Origin of the sequence: Janthinobacterium sp. LM6 (assembly GCF_002002885.1) — a bacterium.
Classification (GTDB): Bacteria; Pseudomonadota; Gammaproteobacteria; order Burkholderiales; family Burkholderiaceae_D; genus Janthinobacterium; species Janthinobacterium kumbetense.
Map to the genome: position 1 here is coordinate 2,432,738 of NZ_CP019510.1, position 26,049 is coordinate 2,458,786.

Sequence of the window (26,049 nt, forward strand, 5' to 3'; positions counted from 1 at the left end):
GGCATGAATACTATTTCCTTCCAACCGTTTATCATTGGTGTCGCTGGCGGAAGCGGCAGTGGCAAGTCCACCGTATCCCAACAAGTGCTGGCGTCGTTTGGCGCCGACATGGTCTCGGTCGTGATGCAGGACGACTACTACTGCGACCAAACCCACCTCTCCCCTGAAGTGCGCCGGCAGCAGAATTACGACCATCCGCAGGCGTTCGAGTGGCCATTGCTGGTGCAGCACATCCAGGCCTTGCGCAATGGCGAGGCGATCGAGATGCCCGAGTACGACTTCACGCTGCACAATCGCTCCAGCCGGACCATTCCCGTCAAGCCGGCGCCGGTGATCGTCATCGAAGGCCTGTTTGCCCTGTATGACGAAAAACTGCGCGACATGATGTCGCTGAAGATCTTTGTCGACACGGCCTCCGACGTGCGCTTCATCCGCCGCATGCAACGCGATATCACGGAACGTGGCCGTTCGGTCGAGAGCGTCATCGAGCAATACCTGGAAACCGTGCGCCCGATGCACAAGCAATTCATCGAACCGACCAAGCGCAATGCCGATGTCATCCTGCCGCACGGCGCCAATGGCCCCGCGGTCGACATGATTACGGCCAAGGTGGCCAGCGTCATCGGTCAATTGAAACCGGCCGTTTGAAGCCTGCCGGTGACGCAGCCCGCTGCGTCACCGCTCCCCCATCGACTCCGAGAACGTCTTGGTGATCGGTTTCGTCAGGTAGCGCAAGACCGTCTTGCGACCCGTGTTGATTTCCACGGTGGCCGTCATGCCGGGCTGGATCAGAATCGGCTCGCCATTCTTGCCCATCAGCTTGCGCCCGCTGGTCTTGATCTGCACGCGGTAGTACGGCTGCTCGTTGCCCTTGTTGTCTTCACTTAAAGTGTCTGCGCTGATGTAGCTGACGGTGCCGCGCAGGCGGCCGTAGATGCCGTAGTCATAGGCGTCCAGTTTCACGGCCGTGGGCAGGCCGGGCTTGATGAAGGCGATGTCGGCCGGCTTGACTTTCGCCTCGATGATCAGGTCATCGTCCGTGGGCACGATTTGCAGGATTTCCTCGCCCGGCTTGGCCACGCCGCCCAGGGTGGTGAGCCGGACGTTGCGCACGATGCCGTCGGTGGGCGCGTAGATGTCCGTCGAGCCCAGCTGCTCCTTGCGCTGCGTCACCGTCTGCAGCACGCCGGCCAGGTCTTCCTGGGCTTTCACCAGGTCTGTCTGGCTGTCTTGCAGGTATTTGTTGCGCCGGTTGGTGATCTGCGCCTGGATGTCGACCACCTGCCGCCGCAGTTTCAGCACTTCGGCGCGGCTGACGTCCCCCGTTTCCAGCAGCGGCAGATTCATTTCCAGCTCTTCCTTGATCAGTTTCATGGCGCTGTCCAGCGAACTCACTTCCGCCTGCACGGCGCCCTGGCGCTTGCTGAACAGGGCCAGCTGGTTGGCGCGAAATTCCGGAAACGCCTGCAGTTCGGGCGGGAACTTCGGCGCGCCGCCAAACACTTCCGCCTGCAGGCGCGCCACGGCCGCCTTCAGTCCGGCGGCCTTGGCCGTGCTTTCCAGGTAGCTTGTTTCGGCCCGCGTGCGGTCGAAACGCGCCAGCAATTCGCCCTTTTTCACGATGCTGCCTTCATGCACGCGCAACTCGGCCAGCACGCCGCCATCGGCCACCTGGATGATCTGGTTGCGCGAACTGGCGATCACCTGGCCATTGGCGCGCGTGACCTGGTCCAGCTCCGCCCACGATGCCCAGGCGATGACGCCCGCCAGTGCCGCCGTGCAGCTCCAGATCAGCACCCGGCCCCGTTTCGCTTCTTCCCGCGTTTCGACCTTGGCCAGTTTCATGCGACGGCTCCTTGCGCCGCCGCTGCCTGGACCACCGGCGCGGGTGCGGAAGCGGGTACGGCCTGCGGCTTGCCCGACAGCTTGGCCAGTACGGCATCGCGCGGGCCGTCCAGCAGCACCCGTCCCGCCTGCAGCACCACCAGGCGGTCGAGCAGGGGCAGGAGGGCGTTCTTGTGCGTGGTGGCGACCATCGTCACGCCTTCGGCCGCCAGCTCGCCCAACAGCCCGACGATGCGCGCTTCCGTCTTCGCATCCATGGCGCCCGTCGGCTCGTCGAGCAGCCAGATGCGCGGCTTGGCCAGCAGCAGGCGCGTGACGGCGATCAACTGGCGCTGGCCGCCCGACACGCCCCGTCCGCCTTCGGTGATGCCCAGCGCCAGTCCCCGTGGCTGGCCCAGTATCAGCTCGATCAAGCCCGTGCGTTTGGCGGCAGCCAGGATCGCTTCTTCGCCCGGGTCGGCCAGTCCCAGCAGCAGGTTGTCGCGCAGGGTGCCGCTGAACAGGCGCGTTTCCTGCGGCAGGTAGCCGACCATTTCGCGCACCACGGCCGGCGCCAGCAGGGCCATGTCGACGTCGCCCAGGTAGGCTTTTCCCTCGGCCGGCAGGTACAGGCCCGAGGCCAGTTTCAGCAGGGTGCTCTTGCCCGAGCCGATGGCGCCCACCAGGCCGACGCGCTCGCCGGGGTGGATGGCGAGGTTTTCCACTTCCAGCGCCACCTTTTGCGCGCCGCCATACGTAAAGCGGATGCGTTCGAAGCGCAAGCCCGTGTCGAGGCTGCGCGGCGTCAGCGCGAACTGCGCATTGTCGGCTTCGTTGGGCAGGCTGATGACTTGTTCCAGGCCGTCGATCGAGGCGCGCGCATGCGCCCATTGCACCATCACGGCGGGCAGCTGCACGATGGGCATCAGGGCGCGGTTGCTGATGATGGTGCAGGCCATCAGGGCGCCCATGGTCATCTGGTTTTCGGCCACGAACCAGGCGCCCATGGAGATCAGCGCCACGTTGGTCAGCTGCTGGAAGGCGGCCGTGATGTTTTGCGACAGGGCCGCATAGTCGCGGATATTCTGCTCGGCGTGGCTGCTCTCGGCCACCAGTTCGGCCCAGCGCGCCTGCATCATCCATTCGGCGCTGCTGCCCTTGAGCGTTTCGACGCCGTCGACGGCTTCCACCAGCAAGCCGGCCTTGCGGTTGCTGGCGTTGAGGTTCTTGCGCGTATGGCTTTCGATGGCGCGCTGGAACATCAGCCCGCATGCGAGGGCCAGCGGCAGGGCCACCAGCGGCACCACCACCAGCGGCCCGCCGATGATGGTGATCATGGCGAGAAAAATCACGGCGAAGGGCACGTCCGTCAGCACGAACAGCGATGTCGACGTGAGCACGCCGCGCACCATCTCAAAGCCTTTTACCTGCGCCGCCAGGGTGCCGACGGAAGCGGGGCGCGCCTCCATGCGGATGCCCAGCATGCGCTGGAAAAACCACTCGGACAACTCATGGTCGACGTCATTGCACGAGTGGTCGACGATGCGGCTGCGCACCTGCTTGAGGATGAATTCCAGGCCGATCGACAGGGCCACGCCCACCACCAGGACCCACAGGGTGCTGAAGCTCTGGTTCGGGATCACGCGGTCGTACACCTGCATGGAAAACAGCGAGGTGGCCATGGTCAGCAGGGTCACCAGCGCGGTGGCCAGCACGGCGTCGACAAACACGCTTTTTTTCAGCCACAGGGCGTTGCGCACCAGGCCCAGGGCGCCGGGGCGGGCGCCGCTTTTTTCGCTGCGGCGCGGCAGGCTCACGCAAGCCAGGCCGGCCAGCGAGGCCAGTTGCAAGGCGCGCCCGTCGACGCCTTCGCCGCGCCAGGCGCCGTCGGCGCCGCGCGCCTGCAGCAAGCCCCAGCCCGCGCTGGCGCTGTAGACGGCGAACGGCAGCTCGCCCGGCGTCGGCTCGTGCAGCGCGCGCGCCGCGCCTTCCAGCCCGGCCGCCTGCCAGATGGTGGTCAATGCCGCGCCGGGGGCGCTGTTGTCGTCGATGTCATCGAGATGGCGTTGCAGGTCGGCCAGGCGGGCGGCGGGCACGTGCTGTCCCGTCAGGCGGGCGGCCCGCTCGATGAGTGTCAGCAAGCCATGTTTGATGGAGGTATCCACGCTGTCTCCTGTTCGTGTTCTGTGGCGGTCAATTGGCGCGCACCGACGCGGCCGGCGCCGTGCGCCCGGCCAGGGTGCCTGTTTGCGCGGCCAGGCGCAGGCTGGCGGCGATCGCCTGCGCGCGCGTGTCTTCCAGCGAAAATTGCGCCTGGGTCGCTTCGCGCACGGCGTTGAGCACGTCGTTCCAGCTCTTGCGGCCGATCACGTACTGGCGCGCATACGATTCGAATACCTGCGTCGAGGTGGTGCTGGCTTCGCCCGCGTTGCCCAGGCGCTGGCGGCTCGCCTCGGCCTCGTTCCAGTCCAGGGTAAAACGCTCGCGCACCTCGCGTTCGGCCACGTCGTGCGCGGCGCGCGCGCCTTCGCGCCGCGCCACGGCGGCATCCACGCCGGCCTTGGCCGACAGGCCCGCGCCCGGCTGCGCCTGCAGCACCAGCATGGCGCGCGTGCGGTTGTCGGCATTCATGCCGCCTGTCGGCTTTTCCATGCGCAGCACGACTTTCGGCATGTAGGCCGAGCGCTGCATGGTGATTTCGGAATCGGCGGCCTGCGCCTCGAAATCGAGGCGGTGCAGGGTGGGGGAATAGTCGATGGCCTGGCGCATGACCCGCTCCAGGCTGGCGTCGGGCAGCGGTTCGCCCACGCCGATGCCGGTGGTGCTGACGAGGCGCACGGGTTTGCCCGCCAGTTGCGACAGCTGCGCCAGCGCGTTTTCCAGTGCCTGGCGCGCATTCGACACGTCGTTGGCCGCCTGGTAGGCGCGCGACTCGGCCAGGCGTTGGTCCGTCTGCGAGCTGACCGACTGCACCACGCGGCGCTTGATCATGTCCAGCAGGCGCTGGTGCTCGGCCAGGCCCGCCTCGGCCGAGCGCACGCGCGCCGTCTGGCGCAGCGCTTCCGTGTAGGCGGCGATCACGCGCAGGGACAGGGTCAGGCGTTCTTCTTCGATGGCCGCACCGGCCGCGTCGACCCGGCTGCCGGCGGCATCGATGCCGGCGTCGATGCGCCCGCCGCTCCACAGCGGCTGCTCGATGCGCACCACGCCGCCCGTTTCCTGCGAACCGGTGGGGACTTCCGCCGACAGGCTGGGAAAGCGCTGCCATTGCGCGCCATCGAGGTCGGCGCGCGCGGCCGCCTGCGCCGAACGCCTGCCCTGCACGGCGGGATGGCTTTGCAGCGCCTGCTGCAGGACCTGGTCGAAGCTCCAGGCGGTGGCGCCCTGGGCATGGGCGAAAGACGCCATGGATGCCATGGCCGCGGCCATCAGCAGGGCCGCGATGCGTGGCAGTGAAGACAATGCTGGGGAACCGCTTGATCTCATCCCGTATTTTTCCGGCCCGAGGCCTGACGCATTTCAAGGTGGGCGGGAGCGCGCCGCCGTGCGCTCCCGCTGCCGCGCCAGGTGCGGCGCCTGGCGTGGGGGCCCTGCTTCAGACGATGAAGTTGGCCGCCGTCAGCTGCGTGATGTTCACCCCGCTCAGCAGCACCAGCGCCGTGTCGATGGCGTTGGCGTTGCTCAGGTCACTCGAGTGATACACCGTCACGGCGCCGCTGTTTTGCGCATCGGCGATGACGATGTAGCCCTGGCCCGACAGGACGCTGTCGTCGGCCGCGATGGCGCCGGCCGCCGCGCCGATCGACACGGACGTGCCGTCGAAGATGAACAGGTTGTCGTTGCCAAAGTCGGTGCCCACGTTGACGTTCACCGCCACCGCTGCCGTCAGGTGGGCGATGGCCGACATGTCGATCACGTCGCCGCCGGCGGCCGGCAGGCCGGTGCTGAAGTCGCTCACCGTCAGCGGGTTGTGCAGGGCGTTCTGGCTCAGCACGAACAGCTGGCTCGCATCCGTCAGGTCGGCCTGCGCCTGGGCTGCCGCCGCGGCTGCGGCTGCGGCATTTGCCGACACCGTCAGCGAGTTTGCGTCCGTCAGGTCCGCCTGCGCCTGCGCCTGCAGGGCGGCGGCGGCGGCCGCATCGGCTGCCAGGTGCAGCGCGGTGGCATCCGTCAGGTTGGCCGTCTGCGCCGCGGCCAGGGCGGCGGCCGCAGCCGCATCGGCGGCCTGGGTGAGCGCCACGGCATCGGTCTGGTCGGCCAGCGCTTGCACGGCGGCGGCGTGGGCGGCGTCCGCCGCCGACACCACAGCCAGGGCGCTGGCGTCCGTTTGCGCGGCCAGGGCGTTCGCTTGCACCAGGGCCGCATCGGCTGCCTGCGCGTCGGCGTTGGCCTGGGCCGCTGCCGCATCGTCCGCGTAGGCCGCGTTGGCATTGGCATGTGCCTGGGCCGCTGCTGCCGCCGCGTTGGCGGCGGCGGCATCGTCGGCTTGCGCGGCCTGGAAGGCCAGCAGCGAGGCGGCGGCCTGGGCCTGGGCCAGCGGCGCTGCCGCATCGGCGGCATGGGCGGCCAGCGCGGCTGCGGCCGCATTGTTGGCGTTGACGGTGGCCGCTGCCGCTGCCGCATCGTCGGCCTGTGCCTGCTGCGTGATGGCCAGCGAAATGGCGGCCTGGGCGGCGGCCGCCGCCGCGGCGTCATCGTCGTTCTGCGCCGCGGTGGCGGCGGCCAGGGCGGTGGCTGCCGTTGCCGCCGTGCTGATGGCCAGGGCATCGGCGGCGATGGCTGCCGTGTGTGCGGCGGTGGCGGCGGCGGCGTTTGCCGCAGCCTGGTTGGCGGCCGTGTCGTCGGCTTGTGCTGCCTGGGCGGCGAGCAGTGCCGCTGCCGCCGCCGCGGCGCTGGCGGTGGCGGCGGCATCGGCTGCTGCTGCGGCCGTCGCTGCTGCTTGTGCGAGGGAGGCAGCGGCTGCGGCGTCCGCCGCGGCCTGGTCGTCGGCGACGGCGGCGTTGTGCGCTGCCTGGGCGTTGGCGGCGTTGGCCGCGGCCAGGGCGGCCGCCGCATCGTCGGCCTGTGCCGCTTGCGTGGCTGCCAGGGTAATGGCGGCCGCGACGGCCGCTGCCGCGGCGGCGGCATCGGCGTCGTGCGCGTTTTGCGCCGCCAGCTGGGCGGCGGCTGCCGCAGCGGCGGTGGCGGCGACGTTGGCGTCGGCGGCGAGGGCCGCGTTCAGCGCCAGCTGCGCATTCGCGGCGGCCGTGGCGGCCGCTGCCGCCGTGGCGTCGTCGGCCTGGGCATTGAGCGTGGCGGCCAGCGAGATGGCTGCCTGCGCCGCTGCCGCTGCCGCGGCGGCATCGGCATTTTGCGCCGCGACGGCTGCCGCATGCGCGGCTGCCGCATTGTTGGCGGCCGTGACGGCCGCCGCATCGTCGGCCTGGGCCGATGTCAGCGCCGCATGGGCGGCTGCCGCATTGGCGTCGGCCTGGGCTGCCGCATCGGACGCATTTTGCGCGGAGATGAGCAGGTTCAGCTTGAGCGTCTTGTCATTGTCGGCGTCCAGCGCGTTGGTATCGGCCGTCACCGCCGCGTTCAGGTTGGCGATGGCCGCGTTGAGCGCCGCATGGGCGTTGATGGCGGCCGTGTCGGCCAGTTGCGCCGCCAGCGTGGCGGCTGCCGAGATTGCCGCCGTGTGCGCGGCACTGGCGGCGGCATCGTCGGCGGCCAGCGCGGCGCTGGCCGCGGCCAGTGCATTGTTGGCCGCCGTGGCGAGGGCGGCCAGGCCCGCGTCGGCCAGCAGCGCGGCGTCGGCAATGACTTGCGCGGCCGCGGCGGCGGCTGCCGTGCTTGCCGCCGTGGCATCGTCGGCCAGGGCGGCATTGGTGGCGGCGAGCGAGGCGCTGGCCGTCAGGATTGCCGCGTTGAGCGCCGTCGTGGCCGCATTCAGGGCCGCTTGCGCGTTGGCGGCTGCCGTGCCGGCTGCCGCTGCGGCGTTGTCATCGGCCAGGGCCTGGTTCAGGGCGGCCAGCGCGCTCGCTGCGGCCGCCGCCGTCGTGCCGACGGCCAGGTCGGCCGCCTGCGCGGCTTGCGTGGCGGCCAGCGAGATGGCCGCCGTGAGGGCGGCTGCCGCTGCTGCGGCATCGTCCGCCTGCGCATGCTGCGTGGCGGCGGCCGAGATGGCGGCGACGGCGGCGGCAGCGGCGGCGGCCGTATCGGCGGCGGTAGCGGCCGCAGCGGCGGCCGTGGCGTTGGTGGAGTTGAGGACGGCGGCAGCGGCGGCCGCATCGTCAGCCAATGCCTGGTTCAACGCGGTCAATGCATTGGCGGCGATGGTGGCGGCGCTGGCGGCGGCATTGTCGGCCAGCTGCGCCGCTTGCGCGGCCGCTTGCGAGGCATTGGCGACGGTGGCGGCCGTGGCGGCGGCCAGATCGTCGGCGACGGCGGCGGCCGTGGCCGCATTGGCCGTGACGGCAGCCGCGGCGGTAGCTGCCGCATTCGCGTCGGCGGCCAGGGCCGCATTCAAGGCGGCCAGCGCATTGGCTGCCGTCGCTGCCGTCGCGGCGGCGGCGGCATCGGCCGCTTGCGCCGCCTGCGCCGCTGCCAGCGAGGTGGCGGCCACGCCGGCGGCGGTCGCCGCGAGGGTGTCGTCCAGCTGCGCCGCCGTGGCCGCAGCTTGCGAGGTCAGGGCCAGCGTGGCGGCGGCGGTGGCGGCATTGTCGGCGGCAATCGCATTGTTCAGCGTGACCAGCGAGGCGGCAGCCGTGGCGGCCGTCGAGGCGGCAGCCGCGTCGTCGGCTTGCGCCGCCAACGCCGCCGTGTGCGACAGGCCGGCCGTGGTGGCGGCCACGGTGGCGGCCAGCGCGGCCACCAGGTCGAGTGGATGGGCGGCCGAATAGGCGGCGGCCGCGGCGGCGCTGGCGGCATCGTTGTTGGCGATGGTGGTCAGCGCGGCCGCGTCCGTCAGCGCCGCCTTGGTGGCGGCCACGGTGGCGGCCGTGACGTCGAGCGTATGCTGCGTGCCCAGCACGACGGCGTCGGTCAGGCCGGCGACGGTGGCGGCGGTCGCGGCGGCGGTGGCATTCACGGTCGCCACCAGGCCCAGGGCGACGGCGTCCGTCAGGTTGGCCGTCGTTTGCGCGGCGGTGGCGGCGGCCGCATCGACGGTGGCCGTCAGCCCCAGGGCGACGGCATCGGTCAGCGCGGCGGTGGCGGCGGCTGTGTTGGCGGCTGCCGTGGCGGCCGTCGAGACGGTGCCCAGGGCGACGGCGTCCGTCAGGTTGGCCGCCGTGGCAGCCAGGCCGGCGGCCGTGTTGGCGGCCGTCGAGACGAGGCCCAGTGCCACGGCATCGGTGAGGTTGGCCGTCGTCTGCGCCGTGGCGGCGAGCGCCGCATCGGCCGTGGCGACGAGGCCCAGGGCCGTGGCGTCCGTCAACGAGGCGGTGGTGGCCGCCGTATTGGCGGCCGTGGTGGCGGCTGCCGAGAGCGTGCCCAGGGTAACTGCATCGGTCAGGTTGGCAACATTCGTCGCCGTATTGGCGGCGGCGGCGGCCGCCGCGGCGGCCAGGCCCAGGGCGGCAGCGTCCGTCAAGTTGGCCGTTGTCAGCAGGGTGGCGGCCAAGGTGGCATCGGCGGTCGAGATCACACCCAGCGCCGTGGCATCCGTCAGCGCCGCCAGGCTGGCGGCCGAGGCGGCGGCCAGGCCATCGGCGGTGGAAATGAGGCTCAGCGCGATGGCGTCCGTCTGGCCCGCCGTCGTGACGGCTGCGGCGGCGACCGCATCGGCGGTCGATGACACCACGGCCAGGGCCGCGGCATCGGTCTGGCCGGCCACGAGCTGTGCCGCGGTCAGGGCATTTTGCGCCAGCGTATTGGCGGCGGTCAAGGTGGTGACCGCCGTCTGGGCAGCCAGTTCAGCGGCGGCGTCGGCGGTGGAGATCAGGCCCAGCGCGCCGGCATCGGTCAGCGCGGCGGTGGCCGCTGCGGCCGTGGCTGCGGCCTGGGCCGCAGCGGCGGCGCTGACGGCCGAGATATCGATCCCGCCCAGCAGGGCGGCCGTTTCCGCCGCCGAGACGGCAGTGGCGGCTGCGTTGGCGAGCGCCACGGCGTCGGTCAGGTTGGCAGTGGTCAGCGCAGTCGCGGCCGCCAGCGCATCGGCGGCGGAGATGCCTGCGAGGAGGAGGGCGTCCGTCAGGCTGGCATCGGCATCGGCGCCATCGGCGTCGAGCTGCAAGGCGTTGACGGTGGCCGTCAGGTCGACGACGCTGGTCTGCCCGGCCGTGACGTTGGCGGCCAGGGCGGCGAGGTTGGCCAGGTTGAAGGCATTCAGGGCAACGTTGACATCCAGCAGGCTCGCTTGCGAATTGGCGGCCGCCGCATCCGCATCCGCCTGGTCGGCAGCTTGCTGCAGAGCAACTACATCGGTCTGGTCGGCCACTGCCTGGGCATTCGCGGCATCGCTGGCTGCCGCCGCGTCGGCAGCGGCCAGGGCGGCAGCATCCGTCTGGTCGGCGGTGGTTTGCGCTGCCAGTGCGGCGGCAGCGTCATTATCGGAGACGATTTGCAGCGCGGCCGCATCGGTCAGCGCCGCCTGCGCGGCGGCGGCGGTCGAGGTGTTGGCGGCGGCATCGGCCGTGATCTGCAGGGCGGCCGCGTCGCTCAGGTTGGCTGTCACCACGGCGTTGGCGGCGGCAGTGGCGGCAGTGGCGGCAGCGATGTCGAGCGCGGCGGCATCCGTGTTGCCGGCCAATGTGGCCGCTGTCGCCGCTGCGGCGGCATCGGCGCTGGAAATCAGGGCCAGCGCTGCCGCGTCGGTCAGGTCGGCCTGCGCCTGCGCCGCATCCGACGCCAGGGTGGCCGCATCGGCGATCAGCCCCAGGGTGGGCGCGTCCGTCATGTTGGCTTGTGTCTGCGCGTTTGCGGCGTTCGTGGCGGCGGCATCGGCGGCGGCCTGCAGGGCCACGGCATCGGTGGCGTTGGCGATCGAGGCATCCCAGGCGGCGACGCCGGCGGCGGCGTCCGCTGCCATGGTCAGCGTCACGGCGTCGGTGAGTCCTGCTTGCGTGCTGGCTGCCGCAGCGGCATTCGCTGCCGCCGTGGCGGCGACGCCCAGTGCCGCGGCGTCGCTGGCATTGGCGTTGGTTGCCGCATTCGCTGCCGCGGTAGCGGCCGCATTCGAGGCTGCGGTCAGGGCGGCGGCATCGGTGGCGGCGGCCACGCTGGCGGCCGCGGCGGCGGTGGCCGCATCGGCATCGGAGACGAGTGTCAGGGCGGCGGCGTCCGTCAGGCTGGCCTGTATGCCGGCCGCGACGGCGGCATTGGCGGCGGCCGTTGCCGCCAGGTCCAGCGCGGCGGCGTCCGTGGCATTGGCCAGCGCCGTGGCGGTGGCGGCGGCGGCGGCATCATTGGCCGAGATGACGCCGAGCGCCGCCGCATCGGTCAGTGCTGCCTGGGTATTGGCGGCGGCGGAGACGACATCGGCTGCATCGGCGATTAATTGCAGTGCGGGGGCGTTGGTCTGGTCCGCTTGCGTCTGTGCCGCATCGGCAGCGGCGTGCGCGGCGGCGGCGTTGGCGGCGGCCGTGACGGCAGCCGCATCGGCATTTTGTGCCGACGTGGTGGCGGCCAGCGAAATGGCGGCGGCGGCCGCCGCGGCGGCGGCCGCGTCGTCGTCGTTCGTGGCAGCCGTGGCAGCGGCTTGCGCACCGGGCACGGCGGCTGCCGTGCTGGCGGCCAGCATATCGTCGCTGGTGGCGTTATTGGCTGCGAGCAAGGCTGCTGCCGTCGCGGCGGCCGCTTGCGCCGCCAGCTGGTCGGCGAGGGTGGCCGCATTCGCCGCTGCCAGCGCAGCTGCTGCCGTGGCTGCTGCTGCGGCGGCGGCTGCATCATCGGCCAGGGCATTGTTGGCCGCCGCGACCGCTGCGGCGGCAGCCAGCACGGCCGCGTCGGTAATGGTGGTGGTCGTGGATTGATTTCCCGTGCCACCGCCGGTCGAACCGCCCGTGCCGCCGGTACCACCGGTCCCGCCCGTACCTGTGCCGCCCGTGCCGGAGCCGCCAGCCGCGGCACCGCCTCCGCCGCCACCGCCTGCCGCGGCGGCTACCAGGCCAAGGCCCCCGAGCGCGCCCAGCACGCCAAGTCCGCCCAGACCGCCTGCAGCACCGGCGCCTGCACCCGCTCCAGCTGATGCTCCCGCGACATCCACGACGCTGCCGCTGGGGATGCCGGCGGCGCCCGCGCCGGTGCCTGCCGCGCCCGCGGCGCCGCCGTTGTTGTCGCTTTGCGCCGTGCCGGGATCGGCACTGCCGTTGCCGGCCTGGCCTGCGGCCGCACCGCCGCCACCGGCCGCCAAGGCGGCTGCAGCCACCGCTGCGGCCGTGCCCAGGGCAGCGGCATTGCCGCTATCGGCGCTACCCGTGACTTCCACGACATTTTCAGGCGGCATGGTCGCGCTGGCATCGGCCCCTTTAATCAGCTCGTCTTCGTCATACTGCTTGCGGTCGCCGTTTTTCGGATTGACCGCTTTTTTAGCGGGCGTCGCGACCTTGGCGCCAGCGCCTTCGGCATTGACGGGAACTTGTGCTGGATTTTGGATGGTGGCCATTTGAAAGTCTCCGGAAGAAGGTTATATGTTCGTTCAACTTTTTAAGATATTAAAAAATCAATAATTTAATTCGTTTCCTTGCTTACTCCGGCGTGGCTTGGGCCGTGGTTGAAATTGGGTATTGCCGATGCAGATGGTGAAGTAAAACATAACTGGCAAAAAAACGCTGGCGTAATGGAACGCTTGCCTTGAAATATTAAAAATGCCATTTTTGCATTTGTTTTGCATGGCGCTATTTTCTTGCATCCTGTTTTTTCGATAACTGGCTTGCCAGGCGATCTACCTCCTGAGACAGCGCAATTTGCATGCAGGCCGCACCAGCTCTCACTCTGATGGTGGTTTCAATTTTGAAACTTTCAATTCAATTTTAATCATTTTTCATGACTCTATTCTGTCAAGCCTTGCGCAAGTGAATAATCACGGATTGTCACGGAATGGTGTTTTTCGGCTGAATCCGCTACCCAGCGGCAGTGTTTTGGCGCCTTTCATCGAAAAAGCCATATCGCTATCGAATTGCTAGTTGTTGCTTTTTTGTATGGTGATTATCAAATTGGATTGGTAATAAAATGCGATAGAAATAATTATTTGCATTTTTTATATTGGACTGATGCTATCGATTGAATAGTCTTTATTCAGGGAGGGAGTTTTTTAATAATCACTATCAGAAAGGTAGTGATTGTTTTCAGATGTTTCGATGGTGCAGAAATAGAAAACGCCCCGACGGGCGGGGCGTTTTTGACGGGCAAGAGATAGTGCGCTGTCAGCCTTCCTCGCGCCAGCTGCGCAGGCGGATGGCGGCGTAAATCAGCGCCGCGCCTGCCGCCGCACCGAGCCAGGCGGCCGGCAAGGCCAGGCTGGACCAGGAATTGCTGAACACATCGATGCGCGTCATGTGCGATCCCCCCTCTGCCAGGGCGTGCATGCGCGGCAGCAGTTCCGGTTCGAACAGATACCAGCTGCCGGGCAGGGTGCCCAGCAGGGCGCGTCCGATGACATTCATCTGTATCCAGCTGACGTCGCTTTCCGTCTGCGTCAGCTTGCCGGCCCAGACTGTCAGGATAAGCAGCAGCAATGGCACGCCGACGGCCCACAGGAAGACTTTCGACTTGGCCCAGCTCGATACCATCAGCAGCCAGCCGACAGTCGGCAAGGCCCACAGGCAATACACGGGCAACAAGCCAAACACGCGCAGCGGCCCCAGGTACAGGCCGGAAGAGCCCAGCAGTTCGGCAAACACGTGGATGCCGTTGGCCGCCAGCACGCCGCTGAGGATCAGGATCAGGGCCAGCGACGTCAGGCTGGCGGCGGCGGCCACGATCAGCGGCGCGACCAGCAGGGCGATGGCCGCTTTCGACAGGACCGTCTGCGCATCCGAGATGGGCAGCGATTTCCAGAACAGCACGCTGCGGTCGCGGCGGTCGTCATGCAGGGCGCTGAGGCAATAGAAGAACACGAGGAAGCCCAGTGCCAGGAACAGCGGCGCGGCCGCGTACGTATAGTTGTTGGCGACGGCGTCGATGATTTCCGTGCGGCGCGGCCCGAAGGTGCGCGTATTGAAGACGGTGCTCCAGGAAATTTCCTCGCCATTGACGATGAGCGCCGTGTGCATTTTGGTCTTTGCGACGGTCGCGGCCGCCATCAGGGCGCCCAGCACCGTCATGACGACGCCGATCAGGGCCGGCGTCCACACCAGCATGCCCTTGTGTTCCCACAACTCGCGCCGGAGCAGCCATTGCATCTTGTTTACAGGGGAAATACTCATTGGTACGATCCTTTCATGGTCGCGACAAACAGGTCAGCCAGGCTGGGCGTGCGTACTTCGCCGAGGGCAGCCAGCTGGGTGCGGGCGACGCCATCGAACAGCATCACGGACTTGCCGAACACGCTGCGTTCGCTGATCGGCTGCAGGGCGCGCGCGGGATTGACATGCTGCGGGCCCACCATCACCTCGATGTAGCGCTCGCCCACCTCTTCCATGCTCGACGCCAGCACGATCTTGCCGTCGCGAATGAACATCAGGTCGCTGAGGATGTGTTCCACTTCCTCGATCTGGTGGGTGGTGATGACGATGGTCTTGTTTTCATCGAAGTAATCTTCCAGCAAGTTCTGGTAGAACTGCTTGCGGTACAGGATATCCAGGCCCAGGGTCGGCTCGTCGAGCACCAGCAGTTTGGCGTCGATGGCCATCACCAGCGCCAGGTGCAGCTGCACGATCATGCCCTTCGACATGGCCTTGACCTTCATCTTCGGCGCCAGCTTGGTGTGGGCCAGGTAGCGTTCGGCCTTGCTGCGGTCGAAGCGTGGATGCACGCCGGCAACGAAATCGATGGCGTCGGCCACGCGCAGCCAGCCCGGCAGGATGGCCACGTCGGCGATGAAGCACACGTCGTCCATCAGCGCGTCGCGCTGCACGCGGGGATCGCGCCCCAGCACGGACAAGTCGCCATCGAAGCCCGTCAGGCCCAGGATGGCTTTCAGGGTGGTGGTCTTGCCGGAACCGTTAGGCCCGATCAGGCCGACGATGCGCCCCGGTGCGATATCGAAGCTGATGTTGTCGATGGCTACCTGCTTGCCATACTGCTTGCGCAGGCCGCGCGCGCTGATGACGCTGTCCTTGTTCAATGCATTCATGCGTTCTCTCCGTGTGCGCCGCCGTCGCGGCTCGCTTGCAGCAGTTGATCGAGATCAAGGCCCAGGCGGGTGATGTGTTCCAGCAAGGCTGGCCATTCTTCGCGCAGGAAGCGCTCGCGTTCGCTGGCCAGCAATTTGTCGCGGGCGCCTTCCAAGACATACATACCGAGTCCTCTGCGTTTTTCCACCAGGGCATCGTCGACCAGTTCCTGATAGGCGCGCGAGACCGTGATGGGATTCAATTGATAATCGGCCGCCACCTGGCGCACCGAAGGCAAGGCGTCGCCGGACTGCAGCACGCCATCGAGCATCATGCCCACCACCCTGGCCTTGAGCTGGCGGTAGATGGGGCTATTGTCGTTCCATTCCGCGCTCATGGGATGCGCTCCGACAAGGGCGGGGCGGTGCGGCGCATAAAAAGTGCTGTAGGCATCGAAGCTCCGTGATGTATTGAGTTGGTGTTGTAGTTAACTATAACAGTGAAAATTCAAATGTCAACCTATTCATGTTTTTCTATCCATAAGGAAACTATAATGTTGCGTGTTTGAAAATCCTACTTGATAACTTTTTGCGCGCATGTCGCCACAGCCATGAAAGCAGAAATGATAAATTGCTTTGGAGAAGTACAGAATTTGTTCAGGCGTGCCGGCTGCGGCGCCGCCCTGTTGGCGCTGGTGAGCGCCTGTGGCGGCGGTTCCGGCGGCGGCACGTCCACGCCGCCACCGACACCCGTGGCGCCGGCCGAAACGCCACGCTATCTGCTGGGCGGCACGGTCAGCGGCTTGCTGCCTGGCGCCAGCGTCGTGCTGGCGAACGGCACGGAAAAGCTGACCGTCACGGCCAACGGTCCCTTCAGCTTTGTTGGCAAGCTGGCGGCGGGCACGGCGTATCAAGGCAAGGTCGACAGCGCCTCCGCTGGCCTGGGCTGCAGCATCGCGCAAGGCGCGGCGACCATGGGCAGCGCGGATGTCAGCACCCTGGCCGTGCGTTGCCTGCCCATCTTGCTGGCGGGCGTGCAGGAGCGGATCCAGCGTGTCGATGGCATAGCGCAGGATGGCGCGGGCAATTATTACATCGCCGATGTTCCCTCACAAGTGATCCACAAGCTGGCCCCTGACGGCAGCCTCAGTATCTACGCCGGCATGCCGGGCAAGGCCGGTGCCGTTGACGGGCCTGCTGCCAGCGCGACTTTTTACATGGGGGGCCGTGCACCGCTGGTGAGCGACGGCAAGGGGAACCTGTATGTGGCCGACACCTGCAATGGCCAGGTACGAAAAATTACGCCGGCTGGCGTGGTCAGTACACTGGCCGGCAAGCGCCGTGCCAATTGCAGTGCGACTCTGGCAGAGCCGGATGGTGTGCCTGTGTATGCCGACGGGCCGGGGACGCAAGCCCGGTTTGGAGTGATCGCCAGCATGGCCATGGATCCGAACGGTGATTTGCTGCTCGTCGATGATGGACAGTTCCAGGTTCGGCGGGTGACGCCAACTGGCGTGGTCAGTTCCTACAATGTCCTGTTTGCCGAGCCGAATGGCCAGCCGCGGACGGGACGCGTGGGTCAGATGGCAGTCGATGCCAACGGCGTCATTTACTTGAGCAACAGTAGCGGCAGCAAGATGTATCGCCTTGCCAATGGCGTGGCCTCCCTGGTCGCCGGAAATGTGAGAACGTCTGGCTATGACGGCAATGGTGTCAATGCCAGCTTCAGGGGCGTGCGCGGCATGGTGTTCGAGCGCAGCGGCAATTTGTTGCTGACCGATCGCGAGGCCATCCGCCGCATGACGCCCGATGGCCAGGTGACGACGGTGGTGGGCCGGTATGTGCCCGACGCGGGAGGGAATTATCTCGACTGGAAAAACCTGACCCAGATATTGATCGGGGATACGGGCAGCATGCTGGTCTACGATTCCACCCTGCAGCGCTTGAGCCGGGTGGATGGCGGCAACAGGATTGTGATCCTGCCTGTCATACAGGGCAATATCGGGCAGGTGGATGGCGTGGGCGCTGCGGCCCGCGTGGGTACTCTTAAGGCATCGGACGTGTGCAGCGACCCTGCCGGGAATGTCTATCTGCTTGAGGCGGCCAACAAGGTGCTGCGCCGGCTGACGCCCAATGGCAAGCTGGAAGTCTATGTAGGGATTGCCGGCCGCGCCGGCAGCGATGACGGGCCACGGCTCAGCGCGACCATGCTCAGCCCCGTGGCCATTGCTTGCGGCGCGGATGGCGCCGTGTATGTGGCGGACAGGGCGCCGAATTCTGCTTCATTTAATTTGCGCAAGATCAATGCCGACGGGGTCATGTCCACCGTTGAACCATTGCCAGCAGACGGTTTTGGCCTTCAGCAGTATATCCTGGCGATTGACAAGGATGGCTATATCACCTGGACGGAGGCTTTGGACGGGGGGATTTACCGGCGCCCGCCCGGTGGCGTATTTTCCTTGTTTGTGTCTTTTGAGACGCTCGCGCGCTCCTTCGGCGACAGTGAGCTCGGCTTGCAAGATGTTTTGCCTTACAGCATGGTGTTTGACAGCAAGGGGAATCTGTATTTTGATGACTATTATCATCAAGTGATCTTCAAGGCGGATCGTTCCGGCGCCGTGACCATATTTGCCGGCACCTTGTACTCGACTAAAAATGCCGATGGTGCGCCTGGCGTGGGCAGCCTGTCCTTTGCCGGCATGCCCAGCCTGGCCATCGACCAGGCCGACAACCTGTACCTGAGCGGCCAGGATGGCGTGCGCAAGATCGATACGGCCGGGGTCATTTCCTCACCGCAACTGGCATGGGGAAATCCCATCGTGGAGGCCCTGGCTTTTGGCAACGGTACCTTGTATGGCTATACCGCCCGCGCCATCATCCAGATGCCCTTGCCTTAAATGGCGCGATGCGCAGGCGCGGCTGGCGCATCCCTCAGCCGCGCCTGCAAATCCAGCGCATTGAACAGGGCGGCTCCGGCCGCCGTGTTGTCGAAGATGCACCAGTTGTCCGCCTGTGTTTGTGCGTGCAATTCAGCGGCCAGTGCCGCCAGGTAGTCTGCCGGATAGTCGGAATAGTATATTTTCGGGCTGCCGTGCAGGCGCAGGTAGGCCTCGCTGGTGGTGGGCACGTGCGGCCCCGGTTGGCCGGCGGGCGGATCGGCGCGCACGCGCGTGATGCGCTGCGCGGTCAACAGTCCGGTGGCCTGCGCCGCGAACCAGTTGGGGTGGCGTGCTTCGCAAGCGAGCATGCCGCCGAAGCGCTGGCGCAGCGCCTGAAAAAATGCCGCGGCCACGTCCGCCTCGAAACGCAGGCTGGGCGGCAGCTGCACCAGCACGCAGCCCAGCTTATTGCCCAGTTGCATGACTTCCCCCGCAAAGCGATCCAGTTCGGCCGCGCCATCGCGCAAACGCCGTTCGTGCGTGATGCTGCGCGGCAATTTCACGCTGAAGCGGAAATGCTCGGGTGTGCTGGCGGCCCAGCGCGCGTAAGTGGCGCTCTGGTGCGAGCGGTAGAAGGAGCTGTTGATTTCCACGCAATCCAGCACCTGGGCATAGCGCTGCAGCTGGCTGCCATCGAGGGGGAAGCGGCTGGCGACGGCGCTGGAAAGGCTCCAGCCGGCCGTGCCGATGTATACAGTGTGCATGGCGCCATTACAGCAAGGCCAGGCGGGCGCGGCTATCGGACAAGTGCCCGTGCGGCGGTAGGCGACCGCCTAGTCGATGATGTCGCCGTTCAAGTCATGACGCGTGATGTTGCCGCGCGCATCGATGGCGATCCAGCCGCCGCGCGGCTGTTGTGGCGGCGTCACGTCGCATTCCCAGTCGGGCAAGACATAGCGCAAGGTTTCGTCAACTTTATGCAGGGCGGGGCGGTGCGTATGGCCGTGGATCATGACGGTGCTCGCGTGTTCGGCAAATACTTGTGCTACGGCATCGGGCGTGACATCCATGATGTCCATGGATTTTTCTCCATTGTGCTCGCGGCTGCTTTTGCGCAAGCCGTCGATGATCGCCTTGCGCTGCGCCAGCGGCATGGAGAGGAACTGTTTTTGCCAGGCAGGCTGGCGCACCATGGCGCGAAACTCCATGTATTGCACGTCTTTCGTGCATTCGGCGTCGCCATGCAGCAAGACGATGCGCCGGCCGGCAAGTGTGGCCACGTGCGGTTCGCTGAGCAGGGTGGCGCCGGCGGCGGCGGCAAAGCCGGAGCCGACGAGAAAGTCGCGGTTGCCGGCGATCCAGTAGACGTGCACGCCCGCATCGCTGACGGCGCGGATGGCGGCCGTCATGCGCGCATTGAACGGGTCTTCCAGGTCATCGTCGCCGGCCCAGTATTCGAACAGGTCGCCTAATAGATACAGCGCTTGCGCATATTGCGCATGGTGTTCCAGGAAAGAAAGAAACGCCGCGCTGGTGCGCGGATGCGAGCTCTGCAGATGCAGGTCGGAAATAAAGAGTGCGGCAGGCATTGTCATCGTTCAACGCTCCCGTAGTAAAGGGACTGCTTGCTTGCGGGACGCATGATTGCTGCCTGGCTTGTTTGGTGTATGGAATGAATTGTTGAAGGTGGCTCTGAAAACCGTAGCGAGCAAGCCCGATGCCGGGTCGAGTAGCGGAGCTGTACCTTGAGTACAGCGAGCAACGGAAACCCGGCAGTGGGCTGCGCAGTAGGTTTGCAGGGCTACCTTAAGCGGCTTCGACTTTTTCGATGATGACATCGGTCACTGGCACATCGGCGAACATGCCGGCGCGCGAGGTTTTCACGGCGCGGATGGCGTCGACGACTTCCTTGCCTTCGGTGACTTTACCGAATACGGCGTAGCCCCAGCCGTCCTGGCCTGGATAGTCGAGGAAGCTGTTGTTCTTGATGTTGATGAAGAACTGGGCCGATGCCGAGTGCGGGTCCGACGTGCGGGCCATGGCCAGCGTGTACGTGTCGTTTTTCAGGCCGTTCTTGGCTTCGTTTTCCACGGTGGTGTCGGCTGGCTTTTGTTTCATGCCTGGCTCGAAACCGCCGCCCTGGATCATGAAGCCGTCGATGACGCGGTGGAAAATCGTGTTGTCGTAGTGACCAGCTTGCATGTAGGCCAGGAAGTTGGCAACCGTTTTCGGCGCTTTCTCGGCGTCCAGTTCAGCGGTGATCTTGCCCAGATTGGTGGTGATGATGACGGAGGTCATGATGATCCTTAATAAATTGGATGAATAATTGATTCAGCGGCGCCAGACAGGCGGGCGCCGCAAAAACGCTATTTTACAGTTTTGCGGGCGCTGTCTTGAGTAAAGTCGCCGATTCGATCACCACGGGGGTGACGGGCACGTTCTGGTGCGGTCCCTTGTCTGCCACGGGCACGGCCTTGATCTTGTCGACCACCTCCATGCCGCTGACGACTTTGCCGAACACCGTGTAGCCGAAACCGTCGCGGCCAGGGTAGTCGAGCGGGCCGTTGTCGTTGACGTTGATGAAGAATTGCGCGGTGGCCGAATGCGGGTCGCCCGTGCGCGCCATGGCGATGCTGTAGGTGACGTTCTGCAAGCCGTTCTGCGCCTCGTTCCTGATCGGCGCTTTCGTCGGTTTCTGCTTCATGTTCTTGTCGAAGCCGCCGCCCTGTATCATGAAGCCGTCGATGACGCGGTGAAATACGGTGCCCTTGTAGTAACCGCTGTTGACGTACTGCAGGAAATTGGCCACGCTTTTCGGCGCCTTTTCCTGGTCCAGTTCCAGCACGATCTCGCCCATGCTGGTTTTCAGGGCCACGTGCGGCGTTGGGTCGACGGCGGTCGCCGGAGCGGCTGCCACGACGGCGCTGCCCAGGGTCAGGCCGGCAAACAGGGTGCAAAAGCGGGCCAGGAAAGACAGGCGTTTCGATTTGATTTCTTGCATGAAGGCGTCCTTGATCGTTATTTTTCTTTAAACTTGCTTTAATTGTAAAGAAGTGAAAATTCGGTTGAACATCGTAAAAACCTGATTCATATCGGGCCAGTATGGTTTTTATCAATGTTATACTTGACCGCTAACGCCCTAATTCTAACAAACAAGAACAACAATATAGCGGGTCGTACAGTCTTCGGCGCACACGGCAGTTCTGTGGCGCGGCACCCCCGGTGTCCGCGCCTGTCTGTCGTTTTGCCAGGCTGGCGACCGCTCCACTTGCAAAGCACGATGAGCAATCTAAAGATTTACAACACCCTGGCTCGCGAGAAGCAGGTATTCGTCCCGATGGAAGCGGGCAAGGTTCGCATGTACGTGTGCGGCATGACCATCTACGATTATTGCCATATCGGCCATGCGCGCATGATGATGGCGTTCGACGTCATTTACCGCTGGCTGAAGGCGTCCGGTTTCGACGTCACCTATGTGCGCAACATTACGGACATCGACGACAAGATCATCCGCCGCGCCGTGGAAAACGGCGAAACGATTTCCCAGCTGACGACGCGTTTCACCCGCTACATGGATGAAGACACGGCCGCGCTGGGCATCCTGACGCCCGACCACACGCCGCGCGCCACCGAATACGTGCCGCAGATGCTGCGCCTGATCGAGCAGCTGGAAGCCAAAGATTTGGCTTATCAGGGTGCGGATGGCGATGTGAACTATGCCGTGCGCAATTTCCCCCACTACGGCAAGCTGTCGGGCAAGTCGCTCGACGACCTGCGCGCGGGCGAGCGTGTCGACGTCAACACGGGCAAGCGCGATCCGCTCGACTTCGTGCTGTGGAAGTCGTCGAAAGAGTCGGAGCCGGAAGAAGTCAAATGGGATTCGAAGTGGGGCAAGGGCCGCCCGGGCTGGCATATCGAGTGCTCGGCCATGTCGTGCGCCTTGCTCGGTGAACAATTCGACATCCACGGCGGCGGCGCGGACTTGCAATTCCCGCACCACGAAAACGAGATCGCCCAATCCGAAGGCGCGTTCGGCCATACCAGCGTCAATTACTGGATACATAACGGTTTCGTGCGCCTGGACAATGAAAAAATGTCGAAGTCGCTCGGCAACTTCTTCACCATCCGCGAAGTGCTGCAAAAGTTCGATGCCGAAGTGATCCGCTTCTTCATCCTGCGCGCGCACTACCGCAGCCCCCTGAATTACTCGGACGTGCACCTCGATGACGCGCGCCTGTCCTTGACCCGTTTGTACACGGCGCTGGCCGACGTGGCGGTGGAAGAGGGCGCCATCGACTGGAGCGAAGCCCATGCCGTGCGCGTGCGCGAAGCGATGGACGACGATTTCAACACGCCGCTGGCCGTGGCCGCCCTGTTCGACCTGGCAACGGAAGTCAACAAGAGCAAGTCGCCGGCCCTGGCGCGTCAATTGAAGGGCCTGGCGGGCGTGTTCGGTTTGCTTGAGCGCACGCCGCAGCAATTCCTGCAAGCCACCGTCGGCGCCGCTGACGGCGGCCAGGATGAGGCGGCCGGCATCGAAGCGGCCATCGCGGCGCGCAGCGCGGCGAAAAAGGCGCGCGACTTTGCCCAGTCCGACAAGATCCGCGCCGAATTGTTGGCTGCGGGCATCATTCTTGAAGACAAGCCTGACGGCTCGACCAACTGGCGCCGCGCATGATGCCAACGTCCAGGGAAAACGGGGAAGCCCCGGTGGCGGCGCAGGTGATCCAGGTGCCGCATTACTGGGAAGAGGCGAAGATCGAGCTGATGAAGCGCGACCGCATCATGAAAAAGCTCATCCCGCAATTTGGCGACCTGCACCTGGTCGGCCATAGCGACCCGTTTACCACCCTGGCCCGTTCGCTGGTGGGGCAGCAGATCACGCCCAAGGCGGCGGATGCTGCCTGGAAAAAACTGCTGCTGGCTTGCCCGAAATGCACGCCTTCGCAAGTATTGAAGGCAGGCGCCGAGCAACTGTCCGCCTGCGGTTTGTCCAAACGCAAGACCGAATACATCCTCGACCTGGCCGACCATTTCAAGGCCAAGCGCGTGCACGCGAGCCAGTGGGACCAGATGGATGACGAAGCCGTCATCGCCGAGCTGGTGCAGATCCGCGGCATCGGCCGCTGGACAGCCGAGATGTTTCTGATATTTAATCTGCTCCGGCCGAATGTCTTGCCGCTCGACGATCCCGGTTTGATCCAGGGCATCAGCGTCAATTATTTCTCCGGCGAACCAGTTTCCCGCAGCGATGCGCGCGAAGTTTCCGCCAATTGGGAGCCGTGGCGCACCGTGGCGACGTGGTATTTGTGGCGCAGTCTCGACCCTGCAGCCGCCCCTGCCGCATCCGATACAGCCCCCGGCGCACCAGCCGGTACGGTAAAATAAACATAGATGACGCCGCGCGCCCTGGCGCCGTGGCCGGTAAAACCTGGAGGTACAATGACTAAAACGACTTTCCTCAATTTTGAACAGCCGATCGCGGAACTCGATTCCAAGATCGAAGAGTTGCGCTTCGTGCAAGACGATTCGGCCGTCGACATCTCGGAAGAGATCGACCGCCTGGCCAAGAAGAGCCAGCAGCTGACCAAGGATATCTACGCCAAGCTGACCCCTTGGCAAGTGGCGCAGATCGCGCGCCACCCGCAGCGGCCCTACACCATGGATTATGTGAATGAAATCTTTACCGATTTCCACGAATTGCATGGCGACCGCAGCTACGCGGACGATTTGTCCGTCGTCGGCGGCCTGGCCCGCTTCAACGGCCAGCCGTGCATGGTCATCGGCCATCAGAAGGGCCGCGACACGAAAGAGCGCGCCATGCGCAATTTCGGCATGCCGAAGCCGGAAGGCTACCGCAAGGCCATGCGCCTGATGAAAGTGGCTGAAAAGTTCAACTTGCCTATCTTTACCTTCGTCGACACGCCAGGCGCCTTCCCCGGCATCGACGCGGAAGAGCGCGGCCAGTCGGAAGCGATCGGCCACAACCTGTACGTGATGGCGGAACTCAAGGTGCCGCTGATCGCCACCATCATCGGTGAAGGCGGTTCCGGCGGCGCGCTGGCCATCGCCGTGGGCGATGCCGTGCTGATGCTGCAATACTCGACCTATGCCGTGATCTCGCCGGAAGGTTGCGCCTCGATCCTGTGGAAGAGCGCCGAGCGCGCCTCCGACGCGGCCGAAGCGCTGGGCCTGACGGCGCACCGCCTGAAAGCCATGGGCCTGATCGACAAGATCATCAACGAACCGCTGGGCGGCGCCCACCGCGATCCGAAACAGATGGCCACCTTGCTGAAACGCGCACTGGCCGACACCCTGCGCCAGTTCCACGGCATGAAAACCAAGGACTTGCTGGCCGCGCGCCATGAAAAACTGCTGAGCTACGGCAAGTTCAAGGAAACCACGCCGAGCGAGTAAGTACTATTGGTCACGCAGGCAAATGCCGGGGTCAGACCCGCCGGGTCTGACCCCGGATTTTTGCCTGCGGTGAGTAAGTTTTACCAGGGACAGTCCGCTAAACGACACCATCCGTTTAGCAGCCTGTCCCTCTTTGCATTCCCGGAGTCCGAATGAAAAAGCAACAAACCGCCACCGTGCCCGACATCTTCGCCCGCGCACTGGACGCCTGCGCACCTGCACCCGGCAGCACCGTCGGCATCGCCCTCAGCGGCGGCCTCGATTCCTCTGCCCTGCTGCACCTGGCGCATGCCTGGGCGCACGAGCACGGCGTGGCCCTGCACGCGTTTCACGTGCACCACGGCCTGAGCCCGAACGCGGATGCGTGGCTGGCCCACTGCGAGCAGTTGTGCGCCGGCATGGGCATCGCCTTCGAGGCACGCAAGGTCACTCTGGAAAAGAATGCGAAAACGGGCACGGAAGAAGCGGCCCGCAAGCGCCGTTACGCGGCCCTGGGCGAGCTGAGCGCCGCGCACGGCGTGCGCCTGCTGCTCACAGCCCACCACCAGGATGACCAGGCTGAAACGGTGTTGCTGCAATTGCTGCGCGGCTCCGGCACGGCGGGCCTGTCCGGCATGGATGGCGCCAACAGCGCGCCCGAGCTGCTGGGCAATCCTGACCTGGTGATGGCGCGCCCGCTGCTGCCCGTGTCGCGCAGGCTACTCGAAGCGTACGTGGCGAAGCACGCGATCGCGCACATCCACGATGAGTCGAACGACGATCCCCGCTTCGCCCGCAATGCCCTGCGGCACCAGGTGATGCCCGTGCTGGCACAGGCGTTTCCCGGTTTTCAGGAGCGCTTCGCCCGCAGCGCCCAGCATGCGCAATCGGCGCAGCGCCTGCTGACGGAACTGGCGACGCAGGATCTGGCGGACTGTCTCGATGGCGAGTGCATCGAGCTGGCGAAATTGCGCGCGCTGAGCGCGGACCGCTGCTACAACCTGCTGCGCCACTGGTTCGGCACGCGCGGCTTGCGCATGCCGTCGACGGCGTGGCTGGCGGAAATGCTGGCGCAGCTGCTGGAGGCGCGGCCCGATGCGCAATTGCTGGTCACGCATCCCGAATGCCACGTGCGGCGCCACCGCGACCGTTTATACCTGACGCCGAAGCTGATTGAGCTGGCCGGCATGCGCGAGCGTGACGATGCGGGCATCCCCGGGCTGGAAAAAGCCGGCCACCAATTTACGTGGCAGGGCGAGGCCAGCCTGGCGTTTCCCGCGTATGGCGGCGTGCTGCATTTCGATGCGGTGGAAGAGGGCGGCCAGGGTATCGATATTGCCTGGTTGCAAGCACAGACCTTGACCATCGACTTCCGCCAAGGCGGCGAGCGATTGAAACTGGCCTTGAACCGTCCCACCAAGAGCTTGAAATACCATTATCAGGCGTTTGACGTGCCCGCCTGGGAGCGCGAACGGCTGCCCCTTGTCTGTGCGGCGCAACAATTGCTGTTCGCGGCCGGTATTGGCCTCGATTGCCATTGCCTGAGTCTGCTGAATCGTCCCCGCGTCGCCTTGCGTTGGGTCTCCTGCTGAGCGTAAGGGCAGCCGCCACGGCCACTCCCGGGGTGGCTGCCAAGCGGCTGCTCAAGCCAGCTGGACTGCATGGATTGGTTATTTCCATATGCGCAATCGGTATGAGCTAATGCGCTTTTTAGCTTGTTATTTTGCATTGCGGCATGTAGAGTAAAGCCCTCCT

17 protein-coding genes are annotated in these 26,049 nt (G+C 65.6%); 6 read left to right on the forward strand and 11 right to left on the reverse strand.

What is annotated here, in order from left to right; genetic code table 11:
- Nucleotides 1-3: 3 nt before the first annotated feature.
- A complete protein-coding gene (udk, locus tag BZG29_RS10875; protein WP_077409055.1) occupies nt 4-648 on the forward strand; it encodes a uridine kinase in 645 nt (214 codons plus the stop codon).
- A gap of 27 nt (nt 649-675) precedes the next feature.
- Here udk and BZG29_RS10880 read toward each other — a convergent pair whose 3' ends face one another.
- The 7 genes from BZG29_RS10880 to BZG29_RS10910 form a co-directional block, all read right to left on the reverse strand.
- On the reverse strand, nt 676-1,845 hold the full coding sequence (locus BZG29_RS10880) for an HlyD family type I secretion periplasmic adaptor subunit (RefSeq protein ID WP_077402212.1): 1,170 nt from the start codon (nt 1,843-1,845) through the stop codon (nt 676-678).
- On the reverse strand, nt 1,842-3,989 hold the full coding sequence (locus BZG29_RS10885; protein WP_216350361.1) for an ATP-binding cassette domain-containing protein: 2,148 nt from the start codon (nt 3,987-3,989) through the stop codon (nt 1,842-1,844). The genes BZG29_RS10880 and BZG29_RS10885 overlap by 4 nt, the downstream gene beginning before the upstream one ends.
- 28 nt (nt 3,990-4,017) lie before the next feature.
- On the reverse strand, nt 4,018-5,286 hold the full coding sequence (locus tag BZG29_RS10890) for a TolC family protein (protein ID WP_171984976.1): 1,269 nt from the start codon (nt 5,284-5,286) through the stop codon (nt 4,018-4,020).
- Nucleotides 5,287-5,419: 133 nt separating this feature from the next.
- On the reverse strand, nt 5,420-12,409 hold the full coding sequence (locus BZG29_RS10895; protein ID WP_077402219.1) for a hypothetical protein: 6,990 nt from the start codon (nt 12,407-12,409) through the stop codon (nt 5,420-5,422).
- A 760-nt stretch (nt 12,410-13,169) separates the two neighbouring features.
- Nucleotides 13,170-14,171 carry a hypothetical protein gene (locus BZG29_RS10900; protein ID WP_077402222.1) on the reverse strand — a complete coding sequence of 334 codons (1,002 nt, stop codon included), beginning with the start codon at nt 14,169-14,171 and terminating at the stop codon, nt 13,170-13,172.
- Complete coding sequence (locus BZG29_RS10905) at nt 14,168-15,040, reverse strand: ABC transporter ATP-binding protein (RefSeq protein WP_077402225.1); 873 nt, start codon at nt 15,038-15,040, stop codon at nt 14,168-14,170. Before BZG29_RS10905 ends, BZG29_RS10900 begins: the two co-directional genes overlap by 4 nt.
- Nucleotides 15,037-15,417 (reverse strand): GntR family transcriptional regulator, encoded by a 381-nt coding sequence (locus BZG29_RS10910; protein WP_077402228.1) that lies wholly within the window; start codon nt 15,415-15,417, stop codon nt 15,037-15,039. Before BZG29_RS10910 ends, BZG29_RS10905 begins: the two co-directional genes overlap by 4 nt.
- A 255-nt stretch (nt 15,418-15,672) precedes the next feature.
- Here BZG29_RS10910 and BZG29_RS10915 point away from each other — a divergent pair, with 255 nt between their 5' ends.
- The gene (locus BZG29_RS10915) at nt 15,673-17,916 is read left to right on the forward strand and encodes a hypothetical protein (RefSeq protein ID WP_150130861.1); all 2,244 of its coding nucleotides are present in this window, start codon (nt 15,673-15,675) and stop codon (nt 17,914-17,916) included.
- On the opposite strand, the gene BZG29_RS10920 is transcribed toward BZG29_RS10915, so the two are convergent.
- From BZG29_RS10920 to BZG29_RS10935, 4 genes are all read right to left on the reverse strand, one after another.
- Complete coding sequence (locus tag BZG29_RS10920; protein ID WP_077402234.1) at nt 17,913-18,662, reverse strand: DUF72 domain-containing protein; 750 nt, start codon at nt 18,660-18,662, stop codon at nt 17,913-17,915. The two genes, BZG29_RS10915 and BZG29_RS10920, sit on opposite strands and share 4 nt — an antisense overlap.
- Before the next feature lie 69 nt (nt 18,663-18,731).
- Nucleotides 18,732-19,487: a UDP-2,3-diacylglucosamine diphosphatase gene (locus BZG29_RS10925; protein WP_077402238.1), complete on the reverse strand. Its 756-nt coding sequence runs from the start codon at nt 19,485-19,487 to the stop codon at nt 18,732-18,734.
- A 217-nt stretch (nt 19,488-19,704) separates the two neighbouring features.
- On the reverse strand, nt 19,705-20,196 hold the full coding sequence (locus BZG29_RS10930; RefSeq protein WP_035817428.1) for a peptidylprolyl isomerase: 492 nt from the start codon (nt 20,194-20,196) through the stop codon (nt 19,705-19,707).
- A 73-nt stretch (nt 20,197-20,269) separates the two neighbouring features.
- Entirely contained in the window at nt 20,270-20,899 is a 630-nt protein-coding gene (locus BZG29_RS10935) for a peptidylprolyl isomerase (protein WP_150130862.1), read from the reverse strand.
- A gap of 279 nt (nt 20,900-21,178) precedes the next feature.
- Here BZG29_RS10935 and cysS point away from each other — a divergent pair, with 279 nt between their 5' ends.
- The 4 genes from cysS to tilS all read left to right on the forward strand — a co-directional run bounded on the left by cysS (nt 21,179) and on the right by tilS (nt 25,886).
- On the forward strand, nt 21,179-22,576 hold the full coding sequence (gene cysS / locus BZG29_RS10940) for a cysteine--tRNA ligase (protein WP_077402243.1): 1,398 nt from the start codon (nt 21,179-21,181) through the stop codon (nt 22,574-22,576).
- Nucleotides 22,576-23,286: a DNA-3-methyladenine glycosylase gene (locus BZG29_RS10945; protein WP_077409058.1), complete on the forward strand. Its 711-nt coding sequence runs from the start codon at nt 22,576-22,578 to the stop codon at nt 23,284-23,286. The genes cysS and BZG29_RS10945 overlap by 1 nt, the downstream gene beginning before the upstream one ends.
- Nucleotides 23,287-23,340: 54 nt before the next feature.
- Nucleotides 23,341-24,315: an acetyl-CoA carboxylase carboxyltransferase subunit alpha gene (locus tag BZG29_RS10950; RefSeq protein ID WP_034756951.1), complete on the forward strand. Its 975-nt coding sequence runs from the start codon at nt 23,341-23,343 to the stop codon at nt 24,313-24,315.
- A gap of 152 nt (nt 24,316-24,467) precedes the next feature.
- Nucleotides 24,468-25,886: a tRNA lysidine(34) synthetase TilS gene (tilS, locus tag BZG29_RS10955; protein ID WP_077402246.1), complete on the forward strand. Its 1,419-nt coding sequence runs from the start codon at nt 24,468-24,470 to the stop codon at nt 25,884-25,886.
- Nucleotides 25,887-26,049 lie beyond the last annotated feature (163 nt).

What these genes read in the sequence shown, in the direction of transcription:
- udk (WP_077409055.1), top strand. Translation starts at nt 4, where the DNA reads ATGAATACTATTTCCTTCCAACCGTTTATCATTGGTGTCGCTGGCGGA.
- BZG29_RS10880 (WP_077402212.1), bottom strand. Translation starts at nt 1,845, where the DNA reads ATGAAACTGGCCAAGGTCGAAACGCGGGAAGAAGCGAAACGGGGCCGG.
- BZG29_RS10895 (WP_077402219.1), bottom strand. Translation starts at nt 12,409, where the DNA reads ATGGCCACCATCCAAAATCCAGCACAAGTTCCCGTCAATGCCGAAGGC.
- BZG29_RS10900 (WP_077402222.1), bottom strand. Translation starts at nt 14,171, where the DNA reads ATGAGTATTTCCCCTGTAAACAAGATGCAATGGCTGCTCCGGCGCGAG.
- BZG29_RS10905 (WP_077402225.1), bottom strand. Translation starts at nt 15,040, where the DNA reads ATGAATGCATTGAACAAGGACAGCGTCATCAGCGCGCGCGGCCTGCGC.
- BZG29_RS10910 (WP_077402228.1), bottom strand. Translation starts at nt 15,417, where the DNA reads ATGAGCGCGGAATGGAACGACAATAGCCCCATCTACCGCCAGCTCAAG.
- BZG29_RS10920 (WP_077402234.1), bottom strand. Translation starts at nt 18,662, where the DNA reads ATGCACACTGTATACATCGGCACGGCCGGCTGGAGCCTTTCCAGCGCC.
- BZG29_RS10925 (WP_077402238.1), bottom strand. Translation starts at nt 19,487, where the DNA reads ATGCCTGCCGCACTCTTTATTTCCGACCTGCATCTGCAGAGCTCGCAT.
- BZG29_RS10930 (WP_035817428.1), bottom strand. Translation starts at nt 20,196, where the DNA reads ATGACCTCCGTCATCATCACCACCAATCTGGGCAAGATCACCGCTGAA.
- BZG29_RS10935 (WP_150130862.1), bottom strand. Translation starts at nt 20,899, where the DNA reads ATGCAAGAAATCAAATCGAAACGCCTGTCTTTCCTGGCCCGCTTTTGC.
- cysS (WP_077402243.1), top strand. Translation starts at nt 21,179, where the DNA reads ATGAGCAATCTAAAGATTTACAACACCCTGGCTCGCGAGAAGCAGGTA.
- BZG29_RS10945 (WP_077409058.1), top strand. Translation starts at nt 22,576, where the DNA reads ATGCCAACGTCCAGGGAAAACGGGGAAGCCCCGGTGGCGGCGCAGGTG.
- BZG29_RS10950 (WP_034756951.1), top strand. Translation starts at nt 23,341, where the DNA reads ATGACTAAAACGACTTTCCTCAATTTTGAACAGCCGATCGCGGAACTC.
- tilS (WP_077402246.1), top strand. Translation starts at nt 24,468, where the DNA reads ATGAAAAAGCAACAAACCGCCACCGTGCCCGACATCTTCGCCCGCGCA.